This is a genomic window from Cupriavidus sp. MEYA8 (assembly GCF_059278825.1).
The window spans coordinates 1,474,712-1,496,604 of the sequence record NZ_CM181222.1; the positions used below are offsets into that span (position 1 = coordinate 1,474,712).

General features: G+C 67.2%; 18 protein-coding genes and 1 pseudogene. 8 read left to right on the forward strand and 11 right to left on the reverse strand.

Annotated features, from left to right (window positions below; genetic code table 11):
• Positions 1–26: 26 nt before the first annotated feature.
• The 5 genes from AC5WJ1_RS23900 to AC5WJ1_RS23920 form a co-directional block, all read right to left on the reverse strand.
• Positions 27–329, reverse strand: coding sequence for a CBU_0592 family membrane protein (locus AC5WJ1_RS23900; protein ID WP_133095838.1), 303 nt, complete (start codon positions 327–329; stop codon positions 27–29).
• A gap of 46 nt (positions 330–375) precedes the next feature.
• The gene (locus AC5WJ1_RS23905; protein ID WP_135703140.1) at positions 376–1,263 is read right to left on the reverse strand and encodes a TorF family putative porin; all 888 of its coding nucleotides are present in this window, start codon (positions 1,261–1,263) and stop codon (positions 376–378) included.
• A 178-nt stretch (positions 1,264–1,441) separates the two neighbouring features.
• Entirely contained in the window at positions 1,442–3,172 is a 1,731-nt protein-coding gene (betA, locus tag AC5WJ1_RS23910) for a choline dehydrogenase (protein WP_133095836.1), read from the reverse strand.
• Between the two features lie 85 nt (positions 3,173–3,257).
• On the reverse strand, positions 3,258–4,724 hold the full coding sequence (locus AC5WJ1_RS23915; protein ID WP_135703139.1) for an aldehyde dehydrogenase family protein: 1,467 nt from the start codon (positions 4,722–4,724) through the stop codon (positions 3,258–3,260).
• 28 nt (positions 4,725–4,752) lie between these two features.
• A complete protein-coding gene (locus AC5WJ1_RS23920; RefSeq protein WP_135703138.1) occupies positions 4,753–5,871 on the reverse strand; it encodes an aromatic ring-hydroxylating oxygenase subunit alpha in 1,119 nt (372 codons plus the stop codon).
• A gap of 245 nt (positions 5,872–6,116) precedes the next feature.
• Between AC5WJ1_RS23920 and AC5WJ1_RS23925 the strand changes: the two genes are divergently transcribed.
• Both AC5WJ1_RS23925 and AC5WJ1_RS23930 read left to right on the forward strand, forming a co-directional pair.
• Positions 6,117–7,217, forward strand: coding sequence for a helix-turn-helix domain-containing protein (locus AC5WJ1_RS23925; RefSeq protein WP_240745835.1), 1,101 nt, complete (start codon positions 6,117–6,119; stop codon positions 7,215–7,217).
• 241 nt (positions 7,218–7,458) lie between these two features.
• Positions 7,459–8,802, forward strand: coding sequence for an aspartate aminotransferase family protein (locus AC5WJ1_RS23930; RefSeq protein WP_434034435.1), 1,344 nt, complete (start codon positions 7,459–7,461; stop codon positions 8,800–8,802).
• 152 nt (positions 8,803–8,954) lie between these two features.
• On the opposite strand, the gene AC5WJ1_RS23935 is transcribed toward AC5WJ1_RS23930, so the two are convergent.
• The 5 genes and pseudogenes from AC5WJ1_RS23935 to AC5WJ1_RS23955 form a co-directional block, all read right to left on the reverse strand.
• A complete protein-coding gene (locus AC5WJ1_RS23935) occupies positions 8,955–10,058 on the reverse strand; it encodes a methyl-accepting chemotaxis protein (RefSeq protein WP_434034436.1) in 1,104 nt (367 codons plus the stop codon).
• 168 nt (positions 10,059–10,226) lie between these two features.
• Entirely contained in the window at positions 10,227–10,991 is a 765-nt protein-coding gene (locus AC5WJ1_RS23940; protein WP_434034437.1) for an anaerobic ribonucleoside-triphosphate reductase activating protein, read from the reverse strand.
• Positions 10,954–11,127, reverse strand: a complete 174-nt coding sequence (gene nrdD / locus AC5WJ1_RS23945) for an anaerobic ribonucleoside-triphosphate reductase (RefSeq protein WP_135703134.1) — start codon at positions 11,125–11,127, stop codon at positions 10,954–10,956. The genes AC5WJ1_RS23940 and nrdD overlap by 38 nt, the downstream gene beginning before the upstream one ends.
• Positions 11,124–12,848: pseudogene (locus AC5WJ1_RS23950) on the reverse strand (ribonucleoside triphosphate reductase); the annotation flags it as partial. The pseudogene AC5WJ1_RS23950 and the gene nrdD, both read right to left, overlap by 4 nt.
• A 317-nt stretch (positions 12,849–13,165) precedes the next feature.
• Complete coding sequence (locus AC5WJ1_RS23955; RefSeq protein ID WP_133095830.1) at positions 13,166–13,786, reverse strand: flavodoxin family protein; 621 nt, start codon at positions 13,784–13,786, stop codon at positions 13,166–13,168.
• Positions 13,787–14,091: 305 nt separating this feature from the next.
• Between AC5WJ1_RS23955 and AC5WJ1_RS23960 the strand changes: the two genes are divergently transcribed.
• From AC5WJ1_RS23960 to AC5WJ1_RS23970, 3 genes are all read left to right on the forward strand, one after another.
• Positions 14,092–16,278, forward strand: coding sequence for a TonB-dependent receptor family protein (locus tag AC5WJ1_RS23960; protein ID WP_434034438.1), 2,187 nt, complete (start codon positions 14,092–14,094; stop codon positions 16,276–16,278).
• A gap of 181 nt (positions 16,279–16,459) precedes the next feature.
• Entirely contained in the window at positions 16,460–17,896 is a 1,437-nt protein-coding gene (mdtD, locus tag AC5WJ1_RS23965) for a multidrug transporter subunit MdtD (RefSeq protein WP_494476596.1), read from the forward strand.
• Positions 17,897–17,956: 60 nt separating this feature from the next.
• Entirely contained in the window at positions 17,957–18,493 is a 537-nt protein-coding gene (locus AC5WJ1_RS23970; RefSeq protein ID WP_135703131.1) for a hypothetical protein, read from the forward strand.
• Here the strand turns inward: AC5WJ1_RS23970 and AC5WJ1_RS23975 are convergent.
• A complete protein-coding gene (locus AC5WJ1_RS23975) occupies positions 18,463–20,463 on the reverse strand; it encodes a ligand-gated channel protein (RefSeq protein ID WP_494476597.1) in 2,001 nt (666 codons plus the stop codon). The genes AC5WJ1_RS23970 and AC5WJ1_RS23975 overlap by 31 nt on opposite strands.
• A gap of 237 nt (positions 20,464–20,700) precedes the next feature.
• On the opposite strand from AC5WJ1_RS23975, the gene AC5WJ1_RS23980 reads away from it, so the two are divergent.
• From AC5WJ1_RS23980 to AC5WJ1_RS23990, 3 genes are read left to right on the forward strand one after another with little or no spacing between them, the layout of a single operon-like run.
• Complete coding sequence (locus AC5WJ1_RS23980; protein WP_240745833.1) at positions 20,701–21,420, forward strand: response regulator transcription factor; 720 nt, start codon at positions 20,701–20,703, stop codon at positions 21,418–21,420.
• Positions 21,417–21,653, forward strand: a complete 237-nt coding sequence (locus AC5WJ1_RS23985) for a hypothetical protein (protein WP_255519878.1) — start codon at positions 21,417–21,419, stop codon at positions 21,651–21,653. The genes AC5WJ1_RS23980 and AC5WJ1_RS23985 overlap by 4 nt, the downstream gene beginning before the upstream one ends.
• On the forward strand, positions 21,650–21,802 hold the full coding sequence (locus AC5WJ1_RS23990; protein WP_255519877.1) for an ATP-binding protein: 153 nt from the start codon (positions 21,650–21,652) through the stop codon (positions 21,800–21,802). The genes AC5WJ1_RS23985 and AC5WJ1_RS23990 overlap by 4 nt, the downstream gene beginning before the upstream one ends.
• Positions 21,803–21,893 lie beyond the last annotated feature (91 nt).

Genomic DNA, 21,893 nt, shown 5'->3' on the forward strand with positions numbered 1-21,893 from the left:
GCAATCGGCACCGGCCGCGCCGTGGGTTACTGCTGCACGGGCTGCCCCGGACGCGGGCCACCCAACGTTTCAACCACCGCGCGCCCGGTCCGCCGGTTGCGCCACCATCCCAACAGCGTCAGCCCCAGCCAGAAGCACTGGGTCAGGAACGAGGCCAGGTTGAAGGCGCCGGTCAGCGAGATCAGGATGCAGCTCGGCCCGATCACGTTGAGGACGACCGCCAGCCGGCCGGTCGGGGATTTGTGCAGGACCTGCACGGCAAAGTGCGCGGCGACGTAGGCGGCTACGCCGACAAGTCCGGTCGCATCGGTAAGACCCAGGGAGGCCATGGTGGTGTGCTTCGTAAGGCAGTGGTACAGCGGTTGGTGAATGCCGTCAGAACGTCTTGGTCAGCGAGACCAGGAACGTGCTTTTCAGCGGGTTGGACACCGCCGGGTTGCCGGAGGAATCCAGCGCGCCGGTGGTGTAGTTGTCGTAGACGTTGGTGCGGCCCCAGCCGCGGGTGTAGGCGCCCGTCAGGGTCCAGCCGCCTTCGAACGCCTTGGAAACCGCGACGCGCACGTCGCGGAAGCTGTAGGCGGCAAAATTGCGCACGCGCTCCTGACCGTAGTGCAGCAGTAGCGAAACGCCGTGGCCGAGGTCGAAGGTGCCGTTGATGTCGAGGTAGCCCGAGCCGCGGCTGTGCAGGTTGTTGCCGGTCAACAGCGAGGCGCTGTTATAGCCGAAGTAGTCGGGCGTATAGGTCAGCCAGTACTTGACGTTGAACCACTTGTAGGTCAGCGAGGCGACTGCCTCGCCATAGTTGTATCTGGTCTGTGCGTACTGCAGTTTCGCGCCCGGATACAGGTAGTAGTAAACCTGTCCGGCGTAGACGAAGTCGCCGACTGTGCCGGTGTAGCCGGCATACAAGTCCCATTCGACCGTGCCGCCCTCGATGAACTTGTCGCTGATGCTCGACATCCAGGTGCCCGCGGAAAAGCCGCTCGGATGGGCGTAGTCGATGCCGCCCTGTACGGCAGGCTTGCCCCAGGTCTGGCGGAAGCCGCGCGAGACGTACTGCGAGGTCAGCGTCATGTTGGCGCTCCACGGCGACGCTACCGCAGCGGCTTCTGCCGGCGGCACGGTCGCGGTGACCTGCGGCACCGGCGCGACCGCCAGCGTGGTGTCGCCGTCGGCTTGAGCCAGCGCCGGCAGCGCCTGGCACAGCAACAGGGGCAGGGCGCCTTGCAGGGCCCGTCTTGCGGGAAAGCATTTGCGCAGCATGGAAGTTGTCTCCTCCTTGCAGCCGGTCTGGGTTTGTTGATGGGTCGCCGGCTTTTGGTGGTGTGGGAGGCGCGACGCGTCCGGCCGGGCGCACGCTGCCCGCCGGGACCTTGGTCCCGGCAGCACATGTGCCGCAGTCAGGGTTCGGGCGGTAGGCCCGCGAGTCGCGCCGCTCGGGTCAGGCAGGCATAGGCACGGGGACGCGCGCGGTGGGTGGCTGCGCTCGCTCCGCACTCGCCTGCCTGCGCGCCGGCGCCGCCTTGTAGTAAGGCGCCGTCGAGCGCTGCAGCGGGGCGCGACCGCGGATCACGTCGGCCAGCTTCTCGGCCATCATGATCGTGGGCGCGTTCAGGTTGCCGGTGACGATCCTCGGCATGATCGAGGCATCGACCACGCGCAGGCCAGACAGGCCATGCACGCGGCCCTGGTTGTCGACCACGGCCATCGGGTCGGACGCGTCGCCCATCTTGCACGTGCACGACGGGTGCAGGGCGGTCTCGGCATGCTCGCGTACGAAGGCATCGATCTCGGCATCGCTCTGTATCATCATGCCGGGCTTGATCTCGCGGCCGCGGAACTGGTCCATCGCCTGCTGGCCGATGATCTCGCGCGTCAGGCGCACCGCGGCGCGGAACTCGCGCCAGTCCACGTCATGCGCCATGTAGTTGAACAGCAGGCGCGGCTTGACGCGCGGGTCGCGGCTGGCCAGCTTGACGAAGCCGGTGCTGGGCGAGCGCATCGAGCCCACATGGCACTGGAAGCCGTGCGACTGCACCGGGTTGCTGCCGTCGTAGTTCATCGCCAGCGGGATGAAGTGGTACTGCAGGTTGGGCCACGCAAACTCGTCGCTGCTGCGGATAAAGCCGCCCGCTTCGAAGTGGTTCGACGACGCGATGCCCGTGCCGCGCAGGTACCACTCGATGCCGATGGCCGGCTTGTTCCACCACTTCAGCGCGGGGTACAGCGACACGGGCTTAATGCATTCGTACTGCAGGTACATCTCCAGGTGGTCCTGCAGGTTTTCGCCGACGCCTTTCAGGTCCGCGACGGGATCGATGCCGAACGCGCGCAGCTCATCGGCATTGCCCACGCCGGAGCGCAGCAGCAGTTGCGGCGAGGCCACCGCGCCATTGCTGACGATCACTTCGCGGCGCGCGCGCGCTTCACGCACGTGATCGCCCTGGATGTATGACACGCCGATGGCGCGCTGCCCGGAGAACAGGACGCGGTCCGCGAGCGCACGGGTGTGCACGGTCAGGTTGGGCCGGTCCTTCGCCTGGTCGAGGTAGGCCAGCGACGTGCTGCAGCGGCGGCCGCGCGCGGTGGTGGTGCGGTCCATCGGACCGAAGCCTTCCTGCCTGTAGCCGTTCAGGTCGTCGGTCTTGCCATAGCCAGCCTGCTCGCCGGCCTTGATAAAGGCGTCGAACAGCGGGCTGATGTTCGCCTTCGGGGTGGTCACATGCAGCGGGCCGTTGCCGCCGTGGTAGTCGTTGGCGCCCTTGTCGTAGGTCTCGGCCTTGCGGAAGTAGGGCAGGCAGTCGGCGTAGCTCCAGTCCTCCAGCGACCGGTTCTCCGCCCAGCCGTCATAGTCCATCGCGTTGCCGCGGATATAGACCATGCCGTTGATCAGCGACGACCCGCCCAGTCCCTTGCCGCGGCCCTGCGTCATGCGGCGGTTGTTCATGTGCGGCTCGGGCTCGGTCACATAGGCCCAGTTATAGGTGGTGCCCTGCAGCGGATACGCCAGCGCCGCAGGCATCTGCGTGCGCCAGTCCAGGCGCCAGTCTGGGCCGCCGGCTTCCAGCAGCAGCACCGAGACACCGGCGTCCTCGGTCAGCCGCGCCGCCAGCACGCAGCCCGCGGAACCTGCGCCGACGATGATGTAGTCGTACTCTTGGATTGCCTGCATGGTGCAATCTCCTTGTGTGCTTGACGCCGTGCGTGGCAGCCCGGGGACGGTACCGCCGCGCACGCGATTGCGAAGTCAGCTGCGCTCAGGCGCCAAACCAGCCCATCGCCTTGGGGGCCAGGTTGATATAGCTGTGCTTGAGCTCGGTGTACTCGTCCAGGCCGATGCGGGCCAGCTCGCGGCCGATGCCGCTCGCCTTGTAGCCGCCCCACGGCGCTTCCGGGAAGTACGGGTGGTAGTCGTTGACCCACACCGTGCCGAAGCGCAGCGCGCGCGACATGCGGTTGGCCTTGTCCAGGTCGCGGGTCCAGACCGCGGCGGCCAGGCCGTACGGCGTGTCGTTGGCGGCACGCAGTGCCTCTTCTTCGGAGCGGAAACGCTCGGCCGTGATCACCGGCCCAAAAATCTCCTCCTTCGCAATCTTCATGTCTGCCGTCACGTCGGCCAGCAGCGTCGGCTCCAGCCAGTAGCCCTTCTTGTACACGTCGCCGGCCGGCCGCTTGCCGCCGTGGACCAGGCGCGCGCCTTCCGCAATGCCGGCCTGCACCATGCCAAGGATCTTCTCGTGCTGTTGCGCCGACTGCACCGGGCCCATTTGCGTTTCGCCATGAAAGCCGTTGCCGATCACGATGCGCGGCAGGCGTTCGGCCAGCCGGCTGATGAATGCATCATAGATGCTGTCCTCGATCATCAGGCGCGAGCCGGCGGAGCAGACCTGGCCGGCGTGGAAGAACGCGGCGTTGAGCGCGTAGTCCACCGCGGCATCCAGGTCGGCATCGGCAAAGACGATGTTGGGGTTCTTGCCGCCCAGCTCCAGACCGATGCGCTTGAAGTTGCCGGTGGCGGCCTTCATGATGCTCTCGCCGGCAAAGGCGCCGCCGGTGAAGGACACCAGGTCCACATCCAGGCTCTCGGCCAGTTCGGCCCCGACTTCGGCGCCGCCGGTCACCAGGTTGAACACGCCTGGCGGCAGGTCCAGCTCGGCCACCAGCTGCGTGAAGTGGTGCGTGGTCAGCGGCGTCAGGTTGCTGGGCTTGATCACCACGGTGTTGCCCGCACCCAGCGCCGGCGCGATCTTCCATGCGGCCTGCAGCAGCGGGTAGTTCCACGGCGTGATCAGGCCGCACACGCCGACCGGCTCGCGCAGCGTGCGGCTGATGACGTGGTGCGGCGCTTCGTTGACGGCGCCCGATTCCGACGCCACCAGCCCGGCAAAGTAGCGGAAGGTGGCGGCGATATCGCCCATGTCGGTGCGGCTCTCGGCCAGCGTCTTGCCGGTGTTGAGCGACTCCAGGTGGGCGAGCTTCTCGGCATCGCGGTCGATCAATCCGGCGATCTTGTTCAGCAGTCTGGCGCGGTCACGGATCGTCGTCTGGCGCCACGGGCCGTCGAAGGCCTTGCGCGCAGCTGCGATGGCCAGGCGCGCGTCGGCGCGGGTGGCTTCGGCGGCCTGGGCGATCACGGATTCGTCGGCCGGGCTCACGATGGCGCGCGTGCCGTGGTCGACGGGCGACTGCCACTGGCCGTCGATATAGAGCTGGGTCTGGATCATTGCTGCGGTTCCTCGTTATCTTGTTGGTTCAGGCGGCCAGCGCGTCGAGCACCATCTGCTGGAAGTGCTGCACGCCGTGCTCGCCGATGGCGGAGGTCTTGTCGTCGGTGACCAGCAGCGGACCTTGCCCGTTGCGGTAGCCGCGCGACTTCAGGCCGCGCTGCACCGATTCGACGATGCTGAGGTCTTCCGGCTTGAGCACGTTCTTGTAGTACTCGATCAGCTGTTCCTGCTCGGCCGTGGGCGTGCTGTCGCGGAAGTAGAACTCGAAGTGCTGGATGGTGGTGTCGGCATCCACCGGGAACATGTAGAACACGCCATAGTTGCCGTCGCCCGGCAGCACGTTCAGCGTGACGTTGGGCCACAGCCAGTACGCGGCGAAGTCGGTATTGGGCGCATCGCTGTCATACGTGAAGGCGTCGCTGCCGGAGCGGGTCTGTCCGACCTGGCTGGTGTAGAGGCCGCGCACTTCGTGCTTGTAGGTCTCCATCCTGATCGACTCGACCAGCGCCGGGTGCGCGGTCTGGCAGTGCAGGCACTCCAGGTAGTTGTCGACCACCACCTTCCAGTTGGCCTTCATTTCGTAGGTGAGCTTGTGCGCCGGTACCAGCTTGTCGACGTCAGGGCAGCGCGCGCGGATCTCGTCGTTCAGGCCGGCGGCCAGTTCCGACAGCGGCTTCGCATCCATGTCCAGGTTGACGAAAATCAGGCCGCAGAACTCTTCCACGCGCACCGGCGTCAGCCCGGCGTTGTCCTTGCAGAAGCCCGGCACGTTTTCGGCGTTGCGCACATGGATCAGCTTGCCGTCCAGGCCGAACGACCACGCGTGGTACGGGCAGGTGATCACGTTCTTTGCCTTGCCGGCGCCATCGGCGAACAGCTCGTGCGCGCGGTGCGGGCACACGTTGTAGAACGCGCGCAGCACGCCGTCGCGGCCGCGCACCACGAACACGTTCTCGCCCGCCACCTTGGCGGTGGCGTACTGGTTGTTCTCGGCGACCTGGCTCTTGTGCATCACGCAGACCCAGCTGCGCGCGAAGATCGTCTTCTTTTCGTGCTCGAAGATCTCCGGCGAGGTGTAGTAGTGGGCCGGCAGCGTGTAGGCCAGCGGGGTGGTGCTGCAGGCGGCGGCGGTGGTCTCTTGCATGGGGGTGTCTCCTCGTTTGTCTCGGTCTGTGCGGTGACTTGTCGATTCACTGAAAGTAAATTAAATTACCACCAGTGATGTGGAATGAAGTCTAGTGACGAGAGCGGGAGCGGCGCAATATGGTAAAAGCGATCGATAATACATACACAATTGATCCAAGCTATCAAGTCACGCGATTTACCCCGATGGTGTAAGGTTCGAGTTACTCAATTCACCATCGGTTGAAAAAAAGTAGAGGGGATGCCATGACCGAAGACACTTTTGCCACCCGCCTGAAAGGCGTGCTGGAGGGCAAAAGGATCATGCTCAAGCAGGTGGCCGAGGCCCTGTCGGTCTCGCCATCGGCGGTACACAAGTGGACCCGCGGCGGCGAGATCGAATATGAGCGCCTGCTGGCGCTGGCGCGCTTCCTGGGCGTGAACTGGCTGTGGCTGCGATATGGCGAGCAGGCCATCGCCGACCTGGAGGCAAGCAGCGCGTCCGATCCGCACATCAAGGAACTGCGCCAGAAGCACCTGGCCGAGATCATGGAAAGCGAGGCGCGTATGAAGTTCGCGCAGGAGGTCTCGGGCATCGTCACGTGGGAATGGAACGTGCTGACCGACGGCCTGACGTACTCATCCAACGACGTCACGCTGTTCGGCCGGCATATCCGCAACATGGACGACTTCTGGGCCTGCGTGCATCCGGCCGACGTGGCGCGGCTCAAGGAAGTGCTGGCGCGCACGCTGGGCGCGCAGGAAATGCACGAGTGGGAATTCCGCGTGGTGCACGAGGGCACCACGCGCTGGATCTCGTCGCGGGCCACGCTGGTGCGCGATTTCGACCAGCGCCCGGTGAAGATGATCGGCGTCAGCCTGGACATCACCGAACGCCGCCGCGCCGAGGCCGCGCTGCGCCAGAACGAGGCGCTGCTGGCCAAGGCGCAGGAGATCGCGCACCTGGGCGGCTGGTACTGGAACATCCAGACCGACGACTGCGCCTGGACCGACGAGGCCTATCGCATCTTCGGGTGGGCGCCGCAGGCGTTCAAGGTGACGATGGACCGCTACCTGGCCTCGATCGTCGAGGAGGATCGCCCGCGCGTGCAGGCCGCCATCCGCGCGGCCACCGTCGACAAGGCGCCGTACCGCGTGGACTACCGCATCACGCTGCCCGACGGCAGCCTCCGCGACATCCACGAGGAAGGCGAGGTCACGCTGGACGAGCACGGCAATGCGCTGACCATGGTGGGCGCGTCGCAGGACGTGACCGAGCAGAAGCGCGTCAAGGCCGCGTTGGTGGAGGCGTTGGCAGAGGGGGAGGGTGGCACGGAGGGGCCGAAAGCGGCGAAGAGCAGGCGTTGAGGGGCATCCGTCAGGTGCGACGCTACGCGCTGTGGTGAAACAATCGTTTCGCACCGGGTGGCTTTCGGGTGATGCCGGCGTACTTTTCGGTGAAAACGTCTTGATTGCATGGGAAATCGTAAATGCAACAAATGTTGCGCAAATCCCCGCCAAGTCCTTATACTGTTTCGCACCGCGCCACGATGCGTGTCGCCCGTGCCGCGCAGCCGTAGCGTCCGGCCATTGCCACCACCACGCCATCATGACCCACGTATTCCATCGCAATCCGCGTCAGAAACTGCCCGTCGCCGTTGCCGGGCAGGGGATCGAACTGATCGACAGCGAAGGCAAGCGCTACCTCGATGCCTCCGGCGGCGCCGCCGTATCGTGCCTCGGGCACGCGCACCCGCGTGTGATCGAGGCGATCAAGTCGCAGCTCGACACCATTGCCTACGCGCATACCTCGTTCTTCACCACCGAGGTGTCGGAAACGCTGGCCGAAACGCTGGCGCACGCCGCGCCCGGAGATCTCGACCATGTGTATTTCGTCTCGGGCGGCTCCGAAGCCGTGGAATCGGCGCTGAAGCTGGCGCGCCAGTATTTCGTCGAGGTGGGCCAACCGGGCCGCCGCCATTTCATCGCGCGCCGTCAGAGCTACCACGGCAACACGCTCGGCGCGCTGGCGATCGGCGGCAATGCCTGGCGGCGCGAGCCGTTCTTGCCGCTGCTGGTGCCGGCGCATCACGTCTCGCCGTGCTACGCCTATCGCGACCAGCAGGCTGGCGAGACCGACGCGCAGTACGCACAGCGGCTCGCCGACGAGCTCGAAGCGAAGATCCTGGAACTGGGGCCGGACACCGTCGCCGCTTTCGTCGCCGAGACGGTGGTCGGCGCCACCGCCGGCGCGGTGCCGCCGGTGGGCGACTACCTGAAGCGCATCCGCGCCGTGTGCGACAAGTACGGCGTGCTGCTGATCCTGGACGAAGTGATGTCCGGCATGGGCCGCACCGGCCACCTGTTCGCGTGCGAAGAGGATGGCGTGGTGCCGGATATCGTCACCATTGCCAAGGGCCTCGGGGCCGGCTACCAGCCGATCGGGGCGATGCTGTCGACGCGCCGCATCTATGACGCCATCGTCGGCGGCAGCGGCTTCTTCCAGCACGGCCATACCTACATCGGGCATGCCACTGCCTGTGCAGCGGCGCTGGCGGTGCAGCGCACGATTGCCGAAGACAGGCTGCTGGCCAATGTGCTGGCCCGCGGCGAGCAATTGCGCGCGCGGCTGCGCGAAGCACTGGGCGACCATCCCAACCTGGGCGACGTGCGCGGACGCGGGCTATTTGTCGGCGTGGAGTTTGTCGCGGACCGCGACAGCAAGGCGACGCTCGATCCCGCGCTGAAGACGCATGCGCGACTCAAGTCTGCGGCGATGCAGAACGGGTTGCTGGTCTATCCGATGGGTGGCACGGTGGACGGCGTGCGTGGCGACCACGTGTTGTTTGCGCCGCCGTTTATCAGTACGGAGCAGGATATCGACAATATCGTGGGGCGCTTTGCAGCGGCGGTGCGGGCTGTGCTGCCGGCGGGGGTGGTTGCTGCAGTGTAGGGCGTGGGCGCGCGAGCGCTGCCTCGCCATCAAGTGCGGTGGTGCGCCGGCGCGCTAATACGCAAGCCTCCACCGCTGGCGAAGGCTCCCCTCTCCCGCGAAGTGGGAGAGGGGAGCAAACCATCGGTAGGGATGCGTTGTCGCAGCCCCGCTCAAGCCTCCAGCTTGAACTCCCCCACCACCTGCTGCAACTCCGTAGCCTGCCCCGCCAGCGCACTCGAAGCACTGGCCGCCTGCTCCACCAGTGCGGCGTTCTGCTGCGTCACGCTGTCCATCTGCGCCACCGCTTCATTCACCTGCGCGATCCCCGCGCTCTGCTGTTCCGACGCCACGGTGATCTCGCCCAGCAGCGCCGTGACGCGGCTGACTGACTGCACGATTTCATGCATGGTCTCGCCCGCCTGCCCGACCAGCGCCGAGCCGCTGTCCACCTGCTGCACCGAGGCGTCGATCAGCTGCTTGATCTCCTTGGCCGCCGCGGCGCTGCGTTGCGCCAGCGTGCGCACCTCGCCCGCCACCACGGCGAAGCCGCGGCCCTGCTCGCCGGCGCGCGCGGCTTCCACCGCGGCGTTTAGCGCGAGGATGTTGGTCTGGAAGGCAATGCCTTCGATCACTTCGATGATGTCGGTGACCTTGCGCGAACTGGCGCTGATCGCCGACATGGTCTGGACCACGTGGCCGACCACCTCGCCGCCGCGCTCGGCGATGCCGGATGCGGCTTCCGCGAGGCCGTTGGCCGCGCGTGCGCGTTCGGTGTTCTGGCGCACCATCGCCGTCAGCTCGCCCATGCTGGCCGCGGTCTGCTGCAGCGAGGCGGCCTGTTCCTCGGTGCGCTGCGACAGGTCGGTATTGCCGGCGGCGATCTGGTGCGAGGCCGCGCCGATGGAATCGGTGGCGGCCTTGATGCGCGTCACCAGGTCGGTGAGCATGTCTTCCATCTCGCCCAGCCCGCCCAGCAGCCGGCCGAATTCGCCGCCGCGCTCGGTCTCGAAGTCCTGGCTCAGGTCGCCGGCGGCCACTGTCTCGGCGATGTAGACCGCTTCGGCCAGCGGCGCCTCGATGCTGCGCGCCAGGGCCCAGGTGGCCGCCACCGCCACGCCCAATCCGGCCACGCCAAGCGCCACCAGCAGGTTGCGCGCGTTGCCGTCGGCGGCGCCCTGCATGCGCGGCAGTGCGATCGCGATGCCGACCGCCGCCAGTGCCCACATGGCGCCGAACGCCGCGCCGAGCTTCATCCGTATTCCCAGGTTCTGCATGTCTCCTCCGTTCCCCCGCTGTCCAAGTCGGCTGTCATGGCGCCTCGCCGGTGCCGGTTCGCCGGCACGCACGCTTGACGCCTCAACCTACTGTTATCGACGGCGGAAGGCGGGGCTTTAGGGAATTTTTTGCGGACGGGGGCCAAAGGCACCGCCGGGCGGCACGGCTCACCCTTCGCGGTAGCAGAACGTCTCGAACGACGACGCCAGCGCCGCGCGCCCCGGCGCGCTCAACGATGCGCCAGGCACCGCCACCGTGCCCGTCCGGCAGGCCTGCACGGCATAGTGGCGCACGCCATGCGCGGCCAGCGAGCGTGCCAGCGCCAGCAAGCGCGGCTCGCTGAGGCAGGCGGGATCCCACGTTGTCCGGCATTCGAACGGGACGCCGGCGCCGATCAGCAGCGCCAGGCTGGCCTGCACGCGCGCCAGGCCGCCGGGCCGTCCAACCAGCGCATCGTGGCCGGCGGCGTCCGCCTTGATATCCAGCCCGACCCAGTCCAGCAGTGGCAACAGTGCGGCGAGACGGCGCGGGTAGATGCCGGCGGTATGTAGCCCCACCTTGAAACCGAGCGCGCGCACCGCCGCGGCCAGGTCCGGCAGGCGCGCTTCGCTGAGCGGCTCGCCGCCGGAAAACACTACGCCGTCGAGCAGCCCGGCGCGGGTCTTCAGCCAGTCCAGCACTGCAGGCCAGGCATAGGCCGCATGGCGCCGCTGCAGGTGGGCGTTGTGGCAATAGCCGCAGCGCCACGGGCAGCCGGCGATAAACAGCACCGCCGCCAGCTGGCCGGGCCAGTCCACGCTGGAGAATGGCACCAGGCCGGCGAGCGCCGGCCCGCCCCGCAATGACGCGGTGGCCGCCGGCGCGGGCACCGGTATGGCCGTGAGGCAGGGGCTGTCAGCGACAGGCGCTTTCGGTGAAGAAAAGCCGCTCATTGAACTCCCCCTGCTTGCCGGTGTTGAAGGACGTCACGGGCCGGTGATAGCCCATCACCCGGGTCCAGACCTCGCAGCGGGTACGCAGGGCGGGATCGAGGGCCGGCGTGGCTGGCTGGCGCGATTCGGTATTCATGAGAGCTCCTCTTCAGGTTGGGTTTGCGGCGCGCTCGCCGCGGCTGGGGCGCGTGCCAGCAACTCGGCATCGCACCGGGGACAGAACTCGTGGCGCCCGCTCAGGTAGCCGTGCTTCGGGCAGATCGAGAACGTGGGCGTGACGGTGAGGTACGGCACGCGGAAGCGCGACAGCGCGCGCCGGACCAGCGCCTTGCAGGCCTGTGCGCCGGACAGGGCTTCGTTCATGTACAGGTGCAGCACGGTGCCGCCGGTGTACTTGCCTTGCAGCGCCTCCTGCATCGACAGCGCGGTGAACGGATCGTCGGTATAGCCGGCCGGCAACTGGCTGGAATTGGTGTAGTAGGGCTGCTCGGCGGTGCCGGCCTGCAGGATGTCGGGCCAGCGCTTGCGGTCTTCACGCGCAAAGCGGTAGGTGGTGCCTTCGGCCGGCGTTGCCTCCAGGTTGTAAAGGTGGCCGGTCGCCTCCTGGAACTCGCCGATGCGCGCGCGCACATGATCGAGCAGCCGCAATGCCATGGCATGCCCGCCCGGCGTCGTGATGTCGTCGGCGTCGCCGGAGAAATTCCGGATCATTTCGTTGATGCCGTTGACGCCGAGCGTGCTGAAGTGGTTGCGCAGCGTGCCGAGGTAGCGGCGCGTATAGGGATACAGCCCCGCGTCGATGTAGTGCTGCACCACGCGGCGCTTGTCTTCGAGCACGTCTCGGCCCAGCGCCAGCAGGCGGTCCAGTGCTGCCGTCAGCCCGGCCTCGTCGCCCGCGTGCAGGTAGCCCAGGCGCGCGCAGTTGACGGTGACCACGCCGACCGAGCCGGTCTGCTCGGCCGAGCCGAACAGGCCGTTGCCGCGCTTGAGCAGTTCGCGCAGGTCCAGCTGCAGGCGGCAGCACATGGAGCGGACCATGTGCGGCTCCAGGTCGGAATTGATGAAATTCTGGAAGTAGGGCAGCCCGTAGCGCGCCGTCATCTCGAACAGCGGCTCGGCATTGGCATGGTCCCAATCGAAGTCCGGCGTGATGTTGTAGGTGGGGATCGGGAAAGTGAAGGCGCGCCCGCGCGCATCGCCCTGCATCATCACCTCGATGTAGGCGCGGTTGATCATGTCCATCTCCGGCTGCAGGTCGCCGTAGGTGAACGGCATTTCCTCGCCGGCGATATACGGCACCTGGCCGGCCAGGTCCTGCGGGCAGGTCCAGTCGAAGGTGAGGTTGGTGAACGGCGTCTGCGTGCCCCAGCGGCTTGGCACGTTCAGGTTGAATACAAGCTCCTGCATCGCCTGGCGTACCGCGCGGTAGTCCATGCGGTCGTGCCGCACGAACGGCGCCATGTAGGTATCGAAGCTGGAAAATGCCTGCGCGCCGGCCCACTCGTTCTGCAGCGTGCCGAGGAAGTTGACGATCTGGCCGACGGCGGCCGACATATGCCTGGGCGGGTTGGCCTCGACCTTGCCCGGCACGCCGTTGAAGCCTTCCGCCAGCAACTGGCGCAGCGACCAGCCGGCGCAGTAGCCGGACAGCATGTCGAGGTCATGGATTTGCAGGTCGCCGTCGCGGTGCGCCTGCCCGGATTCAGGGCTGAAGATTTGCGACAGCCAGTAGTTGGCCGTGACCTTGCCGGCGACGTTGAGGATCAGTCCGCCCAGGCTATAGCCCTGGTTGGCGTTGGCGCGCACGCGCCAGTCGCGCTGGGCCAGGTATTCCTCCATGGCGCTGGCCACGTCGACCTGGCCGCCGGGCTGGGCCGGCGGCAGCGTGCCGGCTTGCTGTGCGTCGCGCATGTTTACCCCTTTATGTAGTGTGTGACGCACAGGTTAGCACTACATATAGTGGTCATGAGCTGCCGGAGTCATGTGTTCTGCGTCTAGGTTGACGGCTGTCAACCGACATAACCGGCGCCTGGCTGGCTGGGGCAGCGCTTGCGCGCGCGCAAAGCCATATTTCCGGGCGGGGCATTCCCGCTGCGGTGCAACGCACGTCTCCCAAAACGCAAACCGGCCCCGAAGGGCCGGCAGGCAGTTCACGCGCGAGGCGTGGTGAGGGGTCAGGCGGCCTGCTTCAGTTCCGCCAGCGCGCGCCGGCCTGCCACCAGTTGTTGCGCCACTTCAGCGACGCGCGCACCGAGGTGCTCGGCGGTGCGCAGGTCCGCCAGCGGCGGCACCACGTCGGCGCTTTCATCGGCGTTGGACTGCGCGGCGGCGCCGAGGAAGAAGCCATGGCGGTTCAGCGAGTCCTCGGTCGACTTGGAGTTGTTGTGGCCCGGGGGCAGGCCCAGGTTGACCCAGTGCATGCCGTGCTGTGCCGCGAAAATGGCGATCTGCTGCAGCGTTGCCAGCTTGTCGCCCGAACGCGAGGCGGCGTTGGTGAAGCCGGCCGCGACCTTGTTGGCCCACTTGCCGCCCTTGGCGAAGACGTTGCGCGAGGTGGCGTCCATGAAGCCCTTGAACTGCGCCGAGGCGCTGCCCATGTAGGTCGGCGCACCGAAGATGATGGCGTCGACCTGCTCCAGCGTGTCCCAGTGCTGGTCGATGTCTTCCACCGGAATCAGCAGGCTTTCGGCACCCGCCACGCTGCCGGCGCCGCGGGCGACGGCCTGGGCCTGCTTGGCGGTGTGGCCGTAGCCGCTGTGGTAGACGATGGCGACGCGGGTAGGTTGGGTATGCATGGTGTCTAGTCCCTTGATTTTAAAAATCTGAATGACCGTTTGCTGCGCTGCGCTGTGGCGTGTCTGCCTTTTAGTATCGCGCGTTGTGTCGGCCGGTGAAGAGAGTTTAGGCACGCGGTTACCCCTGCGTGAGGCCATTCATTAAACAAATTATTGAAATATTTTGAAGTTTCGATCGTGCCGCGCTGGACGATCGTCCACGCAGCGCTATCCCGGGTTTTCCCCGCAGCGGCGGCCATGGAAAAGCGCCCCGGGACGCGATAAAGTTGCGGCACCACCACTTGTGGCCCACGCCCCCGACCATCATGAGACCAGGCGGCACGCAGCCTTCGTCGGTCTTGCATCAGCGCCGTCCCTGCCTCCGCGTGCTGGTGCCCAGGGCATTGGCGCTGGCAGCCTTGCTGCTCACATGCGCCGGCGTGCGCGCCGCAGATCCGCCGGACAGCGCGGTGGCCGCCGCCACCGGCGAAACCCTCTCCGACATCGTGGTCACCGCCACCCGCAGCGAGCAGCGCCGCTTCGACGCGCCCGCCGCGGTAGACAGCGTGCCGGTCGATCCGCTGCGCAGCGCCACGCCGCTGGTCAATCTGTCCGAAGTGCTGGCGGGTGTGCCGGGCGTGGCCGTGCGCGACCGGCAGAACTATTCGCAGGACCTGCAACTGGCGGTGCGCGGCTTCGGCACGCGTTCCACATTCGGCGTGCGCGGCGTTCGGCTCTATGTCGACGGCATCCCCGCGACCATGCCGGACGGGCAGGGCCAGGCCTCCACCGCCGACCTGCCCAACGCCGGCCGGGTCGAGGTGCTGCGCGGCCCGTTTGCGCAGATGTACGGCAATGCCTCGGGCGGCGTGGTGCAGGTGTTTACGCCCGACCCGCCCAAGGACGGCTTTACCGCGCGCGCGTCGACCGGCTTCGGCTCGGACGGCCAGTGGCAGGCCGGGGTGGCGCTGGCCGGCGGCAACGAGCGCCTGGGCGGCTCGCTCGATGCCTGGACCTACCAGACCGACGGCTACCGCGACCATTCGGCGGCGCGCCGCTACCAGCTCAATGCACGCGTGGTGGCGCAGCCGGCCAGCGGCACGCGCGTGACCGGCCAGTTCAACTACTTCAACCAGCCGCTGGCGCAGGATCCGCTCGGGCTGACGCGCGCGCAGGCCGATGCCAACCCGCGCCAGGCGGTGCCGGCGGCGACCCAGTTTGACACCGGCAAGAACGTCGAGCAGGCGCAGGCGGGCGTGGTGGCGGAGCACCAGCTGACCGACCTCGACAGCCTCTCCGGGCGTCTCTACGGCGGCACCCGCAACCTGTACCAGCGGCTCGGCTTCAGCGGCGCCGCGCCGACGTCGTCCGGCGGCATCGTCGACCTGGATCGCATCTTTGGCGGCGGTGCGCTGTCCTGGAGCCGGCGCACTACCGCCAACGGCCTGCCGCTGCGGTGGACTGCCGGGGTGGAAGCCAACGGCATGCGCGACGGCCGCAACGGCTATGTCAACCAGGATGGCAGCCAGGGCGCGCTGCGGCGCGACGAGACCAATACCGCGACCGACCTGGGCGCCTTCGCGCAGGTCGACTGGACCTTCCACCCCGCCTGGCAGGTGGTCGGCGGCGTGCGTGCCAGCCGCGTGCGGCTCGGCATCGACGACCAGTTCATCACCGCGGCCAGCCCGGACGACAGCGGCACCGCCACCTACAGCAACGTCAGCCCGGTGCTGGGACTGGTGTGGCATGCGCTCGATACCCTGAACGTCTACGCCAACCTCGGGCGCGGTTTCGAGACGCCGACGCTGACCGAGATCGCCTATGGCCCCGGCGGGGTCGGCAGCAACCTTGGCCTGCGCGCCTCGACCAGCCGCCAGGGCGAGATCGGCATCAAGTGGCAGGCTGACGGGCAGCGGCTGGAGGCCGCGCTGTTCGATGCCGACAGCCACGACGAAGTGGTGCCGCAATCGAACAACGCGGGCCGCACCGTCTACCAGAACGTCAACGGTGTGCGCCGGCGCGGCTTCGAGCTGGGCTGGCGCGGCGGCTTCCTGGGGCAGGTCGGCACGCCGGGGCAGGGCGGCGGCAGCCGCGTCGAGGCCGGGCTGGCCTATACCTGGCTCGATGCCTATTTCGGCGATGCCTTCGTCAACGCGCAGGGCCAGACCGTGGCCGCGGGCAACCGGCTGCCCGGCATCGCGCGCCACAGCCTCAGCGCAGAGGTGGCCTGGCGGCCGCTGGCGCCGCTCACGCTCGGCGCCGAGATGCGCGTCGACAGCCGCGTCTATGCCGACGATCTCAACACGCAGGCCGCGCCCGGCTACGCGGTCTTCAACCTGCGCGCGGGCTATGAGTTCCGCATCGGCCCGACTCGCGCCTACCTGTTCGGCCGCATCGACAACGTGACCGACCGGCGCTATATCGGCTCGGTGATCGTCAACGAGGCCAACGGGCGTTACTTCGAGCCGGCACCGGGCCGGCGCTTCTTCATCGGGCTGCGCGCGGCCTTGTAGGCTCGGCACGCGTCGGGCGGTCGTGCACCGGTTTCGCTGACTGCCTGTTGATTGCCTGTTGATTGCCTGTTGCGCCATTGCCCTTTAAGGTGTTGGCTTTGGCTGCGTCCGCCTGCATGCCCAACCAGTCATTGCCGGCGGCAGCGCGCGCCAGACCGGAGTTTGCGTAATGACCGCGCCCATGCCAGACCTTCCCGTCGTGCCGTCGCCGGACGACCGTACCCGCCGCATCATGCTGTGGGTCGTGGCGGTCGGCTTCTTCATGCAGACGCTGGACTCGACCATCGTCAACACCGCCTTGCCGTCGATGGCGCGCAGCCTCGGCGAGAGCCCGCTGCGGATGCAGTCCGTGGTGATCGCCTACTCGCTGACCATGGCGGTGATCATCCCGGCCTCGGGCTGGCTCGCCGACCGCTTCGGCACGCGCACCATCTTCCAGACCGCGATCGGCCTGTTCGTGGCCGGCTCGCTGCTGTGCGCGTACGCGCCCACGCTCAACTTCCTGGTCGGCGCACGCGTGGTACAGGGCGTGGGGGGCGCCATGCTGCTGCCGGTCGGACGGCTCTCGGTGCTGCGCACCTTCCCGCGCGAACAGTACCTGCAGGCGCTGAGCTTCGTTGCCATCCCGGGCATGATCGGTCCGCTGATCGGACCCACGCTGGGCGGCTGGCTGACGCAGGCGCTGTCGTGGCACTGGATCTTCCTGATCAACGTGCCCGTCGGCCTGCTCGGCGCGATCGCCACGATCCGGTATATGCCGAACGCAAAGCTGTCCGGCATCGGCCGCTTCGACATCGCTGGCTACCTGCTGCTGGCCATCGCCATGCTGGCGCTGTCATTTTCCCTCGACGGCCTGGCCGGCCTCGGCTTCCAGCACGCCACCGTGCTGTTGCTGCTGATCGCCAGCATGGCCGCGCTGACCGCCTACGGCCTGCATGCCAACCGCCGCAAGCAGCCGCTGTTCCCGCTGCGCCTGTTCCGCATCCACAGCTTCAGCGTCGGCCTGCTGGGCAACCTGTTCGCCCGCATCGGCAATGGCTCGATGCCGTTCCTGATCCCCCTGACGCTTCAGGTCAGCCTGGGCTATTCCCCTTTCGACGCAGGCCTGATGATGCTGCCCGTCACCGCCGCCGGCATGGCCTCCAAGCGGCTCGCCACGCGGCTGATCCAGCGCCACGGCTATCGCCGCGTGCTGGTCTCCAATACTTTCGTGGTCGGCCTGGTGATGGCCGCCTTCGCGCTGATCACGCCGCAACTGCCGCAATGGCTGCTGATCCCCTTGCTGGCCGTGTTCGGCATGGTCAATTCGATCCAGTTCACGGCGATGAATACCGTGACGCTCAAGGACCTGAGCGGCGCCGGCGCCAGCAGCGGCAACAGCATGCTGTCGATGGTGCAGATGCTGTCGATGAGCCTGGCGGTGACGTCGGCGGGCGCGTTGCTGGCGACGTTCCAGAATCGGTTTGGCGGGGACACGGCCGCGGTGTTGCCGGCGTTTCATGCCACCTTTGTCTGCATGGGGCTGATCACTTGTGCGTCGGCGTGGATCTTCATGCAGCTGGGGAGGCAGGAGGCGGCGCCGGCGTTGCCGGTCAGGCATGGGGAGAAGGAGGTGTGAGGGCAGTTGGCGGACCGGCGTTGGGAGCCGGCCTCGGGTCAGGCGGGCCAGCAGTTCTGCATGTGCTGGGACGCTGCCGACGAGGTCGTCGCGGCCCGGCGACAGGTCGAGCGTCGGTGCCAGCTGCGCCAGCGCGTCGTACCTGGCGGCGGAGCGGCCACCGACCACGATCAGCTGCGGGGCCAGGGCGCGGATCGCCGCCAGGTCGGGCTCACTCACCGGGCCCAGCCGGGCGTAGCGCGCATCCTGGTACATCGTGAGCTTGCCGGGGAACTGGCCTTCGGGCACGCCGGCGACCGGGACCTGCAGCACACGCAGCGTGTCGAGCGTGGCCATGTCGAAGACGGCAATGCGCGCGGGATGGTCGGGTACTTCAGTGGTGCCTTTAGCATGCTTCACCGTCATTGCCAGCGCAGGCAAGGCGGGGGCGAGCAGGGCCGCGGCACCGGCGGCGAGCAGGCGGCGCCTGCCCGGTTGGAATCGGTTCATCAGAGTCCCTGGTTGAATGCACAGCAACGCCCGGGATCCTGCAACCAGGACCACCGGGCCGTTGACAAGCCGAAAGATCAGAACTTGACCGATACGCTCATCCAGTAGCGCCGGCCATCCTCGACATAGCCGTAATCGGTGTAGTTCACCTGCTTGTCGAAAAGGTTGTAGATGCCGGCGAACACCGACACGTGCTTGGTCACCGCGTAAGTCGCCCCAAGGTCGACGAACGTGTACGACGGCGCCACCACGGTGCTGGACGACGGCCCGGTGATCGGCTGGCTTTCCTTGCCGCGATAGTTGACGCGCGCCCAGCCGTTGAGCTCTCCGGTCGGGCGCCAGTTCAGCGTGGCGACGAACAGGTGCATCGGCAGCTGGTTCAGCGGCTGGCCGGCGTACTGTCCGCTCTTCTGTTCCGACTTGGTGTACGTGTAGCTGCCGGTCAGCGACAAGGTGCGCGCGATCGGCCAGCGCAGGCTGGCTTCCACGCCGCGCGAGTAGGCGCTGTCCACGTTCATGTACGTGGTCGGGTTGGCGCCGAACCGGTTCGCGCCATCGGTGCACTGCGTGTTCGGGCAGGCGACGCGCGTGATCTTGTCCTTGAAGTCATTGTTGAACAGTGTCACGCCGGCCTGCAGGCCATTGCCCTGGTCATACAGCAGGCCGAGTTCCTGCGACAGCATGGTCTCGGGCTTCAGGTCCGGATTGCCATACATATTGCCGCCGCGGCTGGTCTGGCCCCAGCCGGCCACGGTCTGGCGCAGGTCCGGCGCGCGGAAGCCGGTGGAAACGCCGCCCTTGACGGTCCAGCGCTCGGCCGGCTGCCACACGCCGTACAGGCGCGGGCTGTAGTGCTGGCCGAAGTTCTCGTCATAGTCCATGCGCGCGCCGCCGGTCAGCGCGAAGCTTTGCGACAGGCGCCATTCGTCCTCGGCGAAAAGCGCCCACTGGTAGCGGTCAACCTTTTCCGGGCCGTTGGCGATCTGGTTGCCGGTCTGGTCGTGCAGGCGCTGGCTCAGGTACTCGGCGCCGACCGACAGCATGTGGTTGCCCAGCGGCATGGCCCAGCTGGTGCGCAGGTCCAGGTTCCTGATCTTCATCTGGCGGCTGCGGTTGTCGAACTCCTCCTGCTGGATATAGCTGTTGGAGACGCCGAAGCCCCAGCGGCCGGTATGCGACAGCGCGAACTTCTCGCTGCGGTAGTCGGCCTCGGACGAGGTCGGGCAGCCGGTGCGCGGACAGCTGGCGCCGGGCGCGAGCGGCGGCACGGTCTTGCCGACGGTCTCGTTGCGCAGCTGGCGCATGGTGGTGGCTTCCAGCACGATGTCGTGGTCGCGCGTGGGCGTGAGCGCCAGCTTGGCGGTCAGGCTCTCGGCGCGGCGGCCGCGAAAACCGTTGTCAATATCGTCTTCCTGGCGATGGTAGCTCTGGCCGTACAGTTGCAGGCCGAGCAGGTCGTTCCTGAGCGGGCCGGCGAGGTAGAAATTGCCCTGGTAGATGTCGCCGGAGTCGCTGTTCTGCTGCAGCGTGGCGTCGCCGCGCAGTTCGCCGGTCCATGTCCTGGGTACCTTGCGCGTGATGATGTTGACTACGCCGCCCATGGCATCCGAGCCATACAGCGACGACATCGGCCCGCGCACCACCTCGACGCGTTCGATCGCCGACAGCGGTGGCGTCCAGCTGCTTTCAACCCCGGACGAGTCGGAGTTGGTGCGCGTCTCGCGCGAGCTCTGGCGCTTGCCGTCGATCAGGATCTGGGTGTACTTGGGACCCATGCCGCGCAGGCTGATGTCGGTGGTGTCGCCGCCGCCGCTGATGATGACGCCGGGCACTTCCACGAGCGCGTCGTTGAGGTCGCGATAGGCCTTGTTTTCAAGCTCATCGCGCGTGACCACGCTGATCGACGCGGGTGCGTCGCGGATGTCCTGCGCGCTGCCGGCGGCGGTGACCACCACCGTGGGCAGGTTCTTCGCTTCGGCGTCCGGCTGGCCTGACTGCGCCCAGGCTCCTGTCATTCCCGTCATGCCGGAAGCCGCGCAAAGCGCCGCCACGATCCGGCCCCACGATCCTGCGCTCATTGCCGTCGAACCTGCCGACGTACCGGCCGCCGTGTTTGCCGCCACGGTGTGCCCCATGGCTTGCCTGTCCTTCATTATTTTCCCCGCACAATGTGAATAACAATCATTCTCATATTAGAATTCGCGATACAAAGTGCTTACCAGTCACTTTGGATAGGTTTTGTTTTCTTGACGTTTCTTGACGGAACCCGGGCGCGCGGCAGCATCAAACGCCGTCACCGGGAAGGCTGGATACAGATGTGCTTCAACATGGGCGCCGCGCGCGTGCTGCTGATCGACGACGACATCGAGCTTGCGCAGATGCTGCGCGAATACCTCGAACCCGATCACTGCACGGTCACGCTGGCGCACACCCGCGAGCAGGGCGAAGTCCTGCTCGCGCGCAACGACCATGATGTGGCGCTGCTCGACCTGATGCTGCCGGACGGCAACGGGCTGGACCTGCTCAGGCAGCACCGCAGCCGCTCGCAGCGGCCGGTGATCATGTTCACCGCGCATGGCGATGAAACCGACCGCGTGCTGGGCCTGGAGCTCGGCGCCGACGACTACCTAAGCAAGCCATTCAGCCCGCGCGAGCTGAAGGCGCGCATCCACGCCGTGCTGCGCCGTTTCCGCACGGGCGTGGAGGCTGCGCAGCCGGAGCAGGACACCTGGCTGCAGGCCGGCACGCTGCGTCTGAATCTGGCTACGGGCGTTGCCATGCACGGCAACATCCAGGCGATGCTGACCGGAGCAGAACAGCGCGTGCTCGAAATCCTGCTGCGCTCCGCGGGCCGCGTGGTCGAGCGCGCAGAGATTGGCCAGTTTGCGCTGGGCCGCGCGCCCGAGCGCTTCGACCGCAGCATCGACACCCATATCAGCGCACTGAGGCGCAAGCTGGCGATCGACGGCACGGCCCCGCCGCTGCTGATCCGCAACCTGCGCGGCCGCGGCTACATGCTGGTGCAGTCGCCATGACTCCGTGGCGCCGCGTGCGTGCGCTGTTCCCGCTGCCGCTGTTCTGGCGCAATTTTCTGACGTTCTGGCTGGGCGTGGCTGCCATTGTCGGCATCGGCATGGCGCTGACCGCCGCGGTGGAGTGGTTCAACGGCGGCCGCGGCGTGCCTGACGATGCACTGCCGAGCCTGTTCGAGCCCTTTTTCCGCGTACGCAGCGGCGCCGGGCATCCGGCGGCGCGGGACTGGGGTTGAGCATCGCGCAGGCGGCGATCGCCGCGCATGGCGGTGCCGTCACCGCGCACAATGCTGCACCGCATGGCCTCGCGGTGCGGATCTGTCTGCCGTGCCATGTCGTGCAGGCACCGGAAGACGCAGTTGCCGACCTCGCCGCACTACACTGAATCCACACCTTGACGGGCGAACTTCGCTGCGCCTGGCCGCTCCTGCCATCATGCGCCGGCGGCGTACAGGATGCCGGCATCAACGCGAGAA

Coding starts and splice junctions, on each gene's coding strand:
- AC5WJ1_RS23900 (WP_133095838.1), bottom strand. CDS start 329: ATGGCCTCCCTGGGTCTTACCGATGCGACCGGACTTGTCGGCGTAGCC.
- AC5WJ1_RS23905 (WP_135703140.1), bottom strand. CDS start 1,263: ATGCTGCGCAAATGCTTTCCCGCAAGACGGGCCCTGCAAGGCGCCCTG.
- betA (WP_133095836.1), bottom strand. CDS start 3,172: ATGCAGGCAATCCAAGAGTACGACTACATCATCGTCGGCGCAGGTTCC.
- AC5WJ1_RS23915 (WP_135703139.1), bottom strand. CDS start 4,724: ATGATCCAGACCCAGCTCTATATCGACGGCCAGTGGCAGTCGCCCGTC.
- AC5WJ1_RS23920 (WP_135703138.1), bottom strand. CDS start 5,871: ATGCAAGAGACCACCGCCGCCGCCTGCAGCACCACCCCGCTGGCCTAC.
- AC5WJ1_RS23925 (WP_240745835.1), top strand. CDS start 6,117: ATGACCGAAGACACTTTTGCCACCCGCCTGAAAGGCGTGCTGGAGGGC.
- AC5WJ1_RS23930 (WP_434034435.1), top strand. CDS start 7,459: ATGACCCACGTATTCCATCGCAATCCGCGTCAGAAACTGCCCGTCGCC.
- AC5WJ1_RS23935 (WP_434034436.1), bottom strand. CDS start 10,058: ATGCAGAACCTGGGAATACGGATGAAGCTCGGCGCGGCGTTCGGCGCC.
- AC5WJ1_RS23940 (WP_434034437.1), bottom strand. CDS start 10,991: ATGAGCGGCTTTTCTTCACCGAAAGCGCCTGTCGCTGACAGCCCCTGC.
- nrdD (WP_135703134.1), bottom strand. CDS start 11,127: ATGAATACCGAATCGCGCCAGCCAGCCACGCCGGCCCTCGATCCCGCC.
- AC5WJ1_RS23955 (WP_133095830.1), bottom strand. CDS start 13,786: ATGCATACCCAACCTACCCGCGTCGCCATCGTCTACCACAGCGGCTAC.
- AC5WJ1_RS23960 (WP_434034438.1), top strand. CDS start 14,092: ATGAGACCAGGCGGCACGCAGCCTTCGTCGGTCTTGCATCAGCGCCGT.
- mdtD (WP_494476596.1), top strand. CDS start 16,460: ATGCCAGACCTTCCCGTCGTGCCGTCGCCGGACGACCGTACCCGCCGC.
- AC5WJ1_RS23970 (WP_135703131.1), top strand. CDS start 17,957: ATGTGCTGGGACGCTGCCGACGAGGTCGTCGCGGCCCGGCGACAGGTC.
- AC5WJ1_RS23975 (WP_494476597.1), bottom strand. CDS start 20,463: ATGAGCGCAGGATCGTGGGGCCGGATCGTGGCGGCGCTTTGCGCGGCT.
- AC5WJ1_RS23980 (WP_240745833.1), top strand. CDS start 20,701: ATGTGCTTCAACATGGGCGCCGCGCGCGTGCTGCTGATCGACGACGAC.
- AC5WJ1_RS23985 (WP_255519878.1), top strand. CDS start 21,417: ATGACTCCGTGGCGCCGCGTGCGTGCGCTGTTCCCGCTGCCGCTGTTC.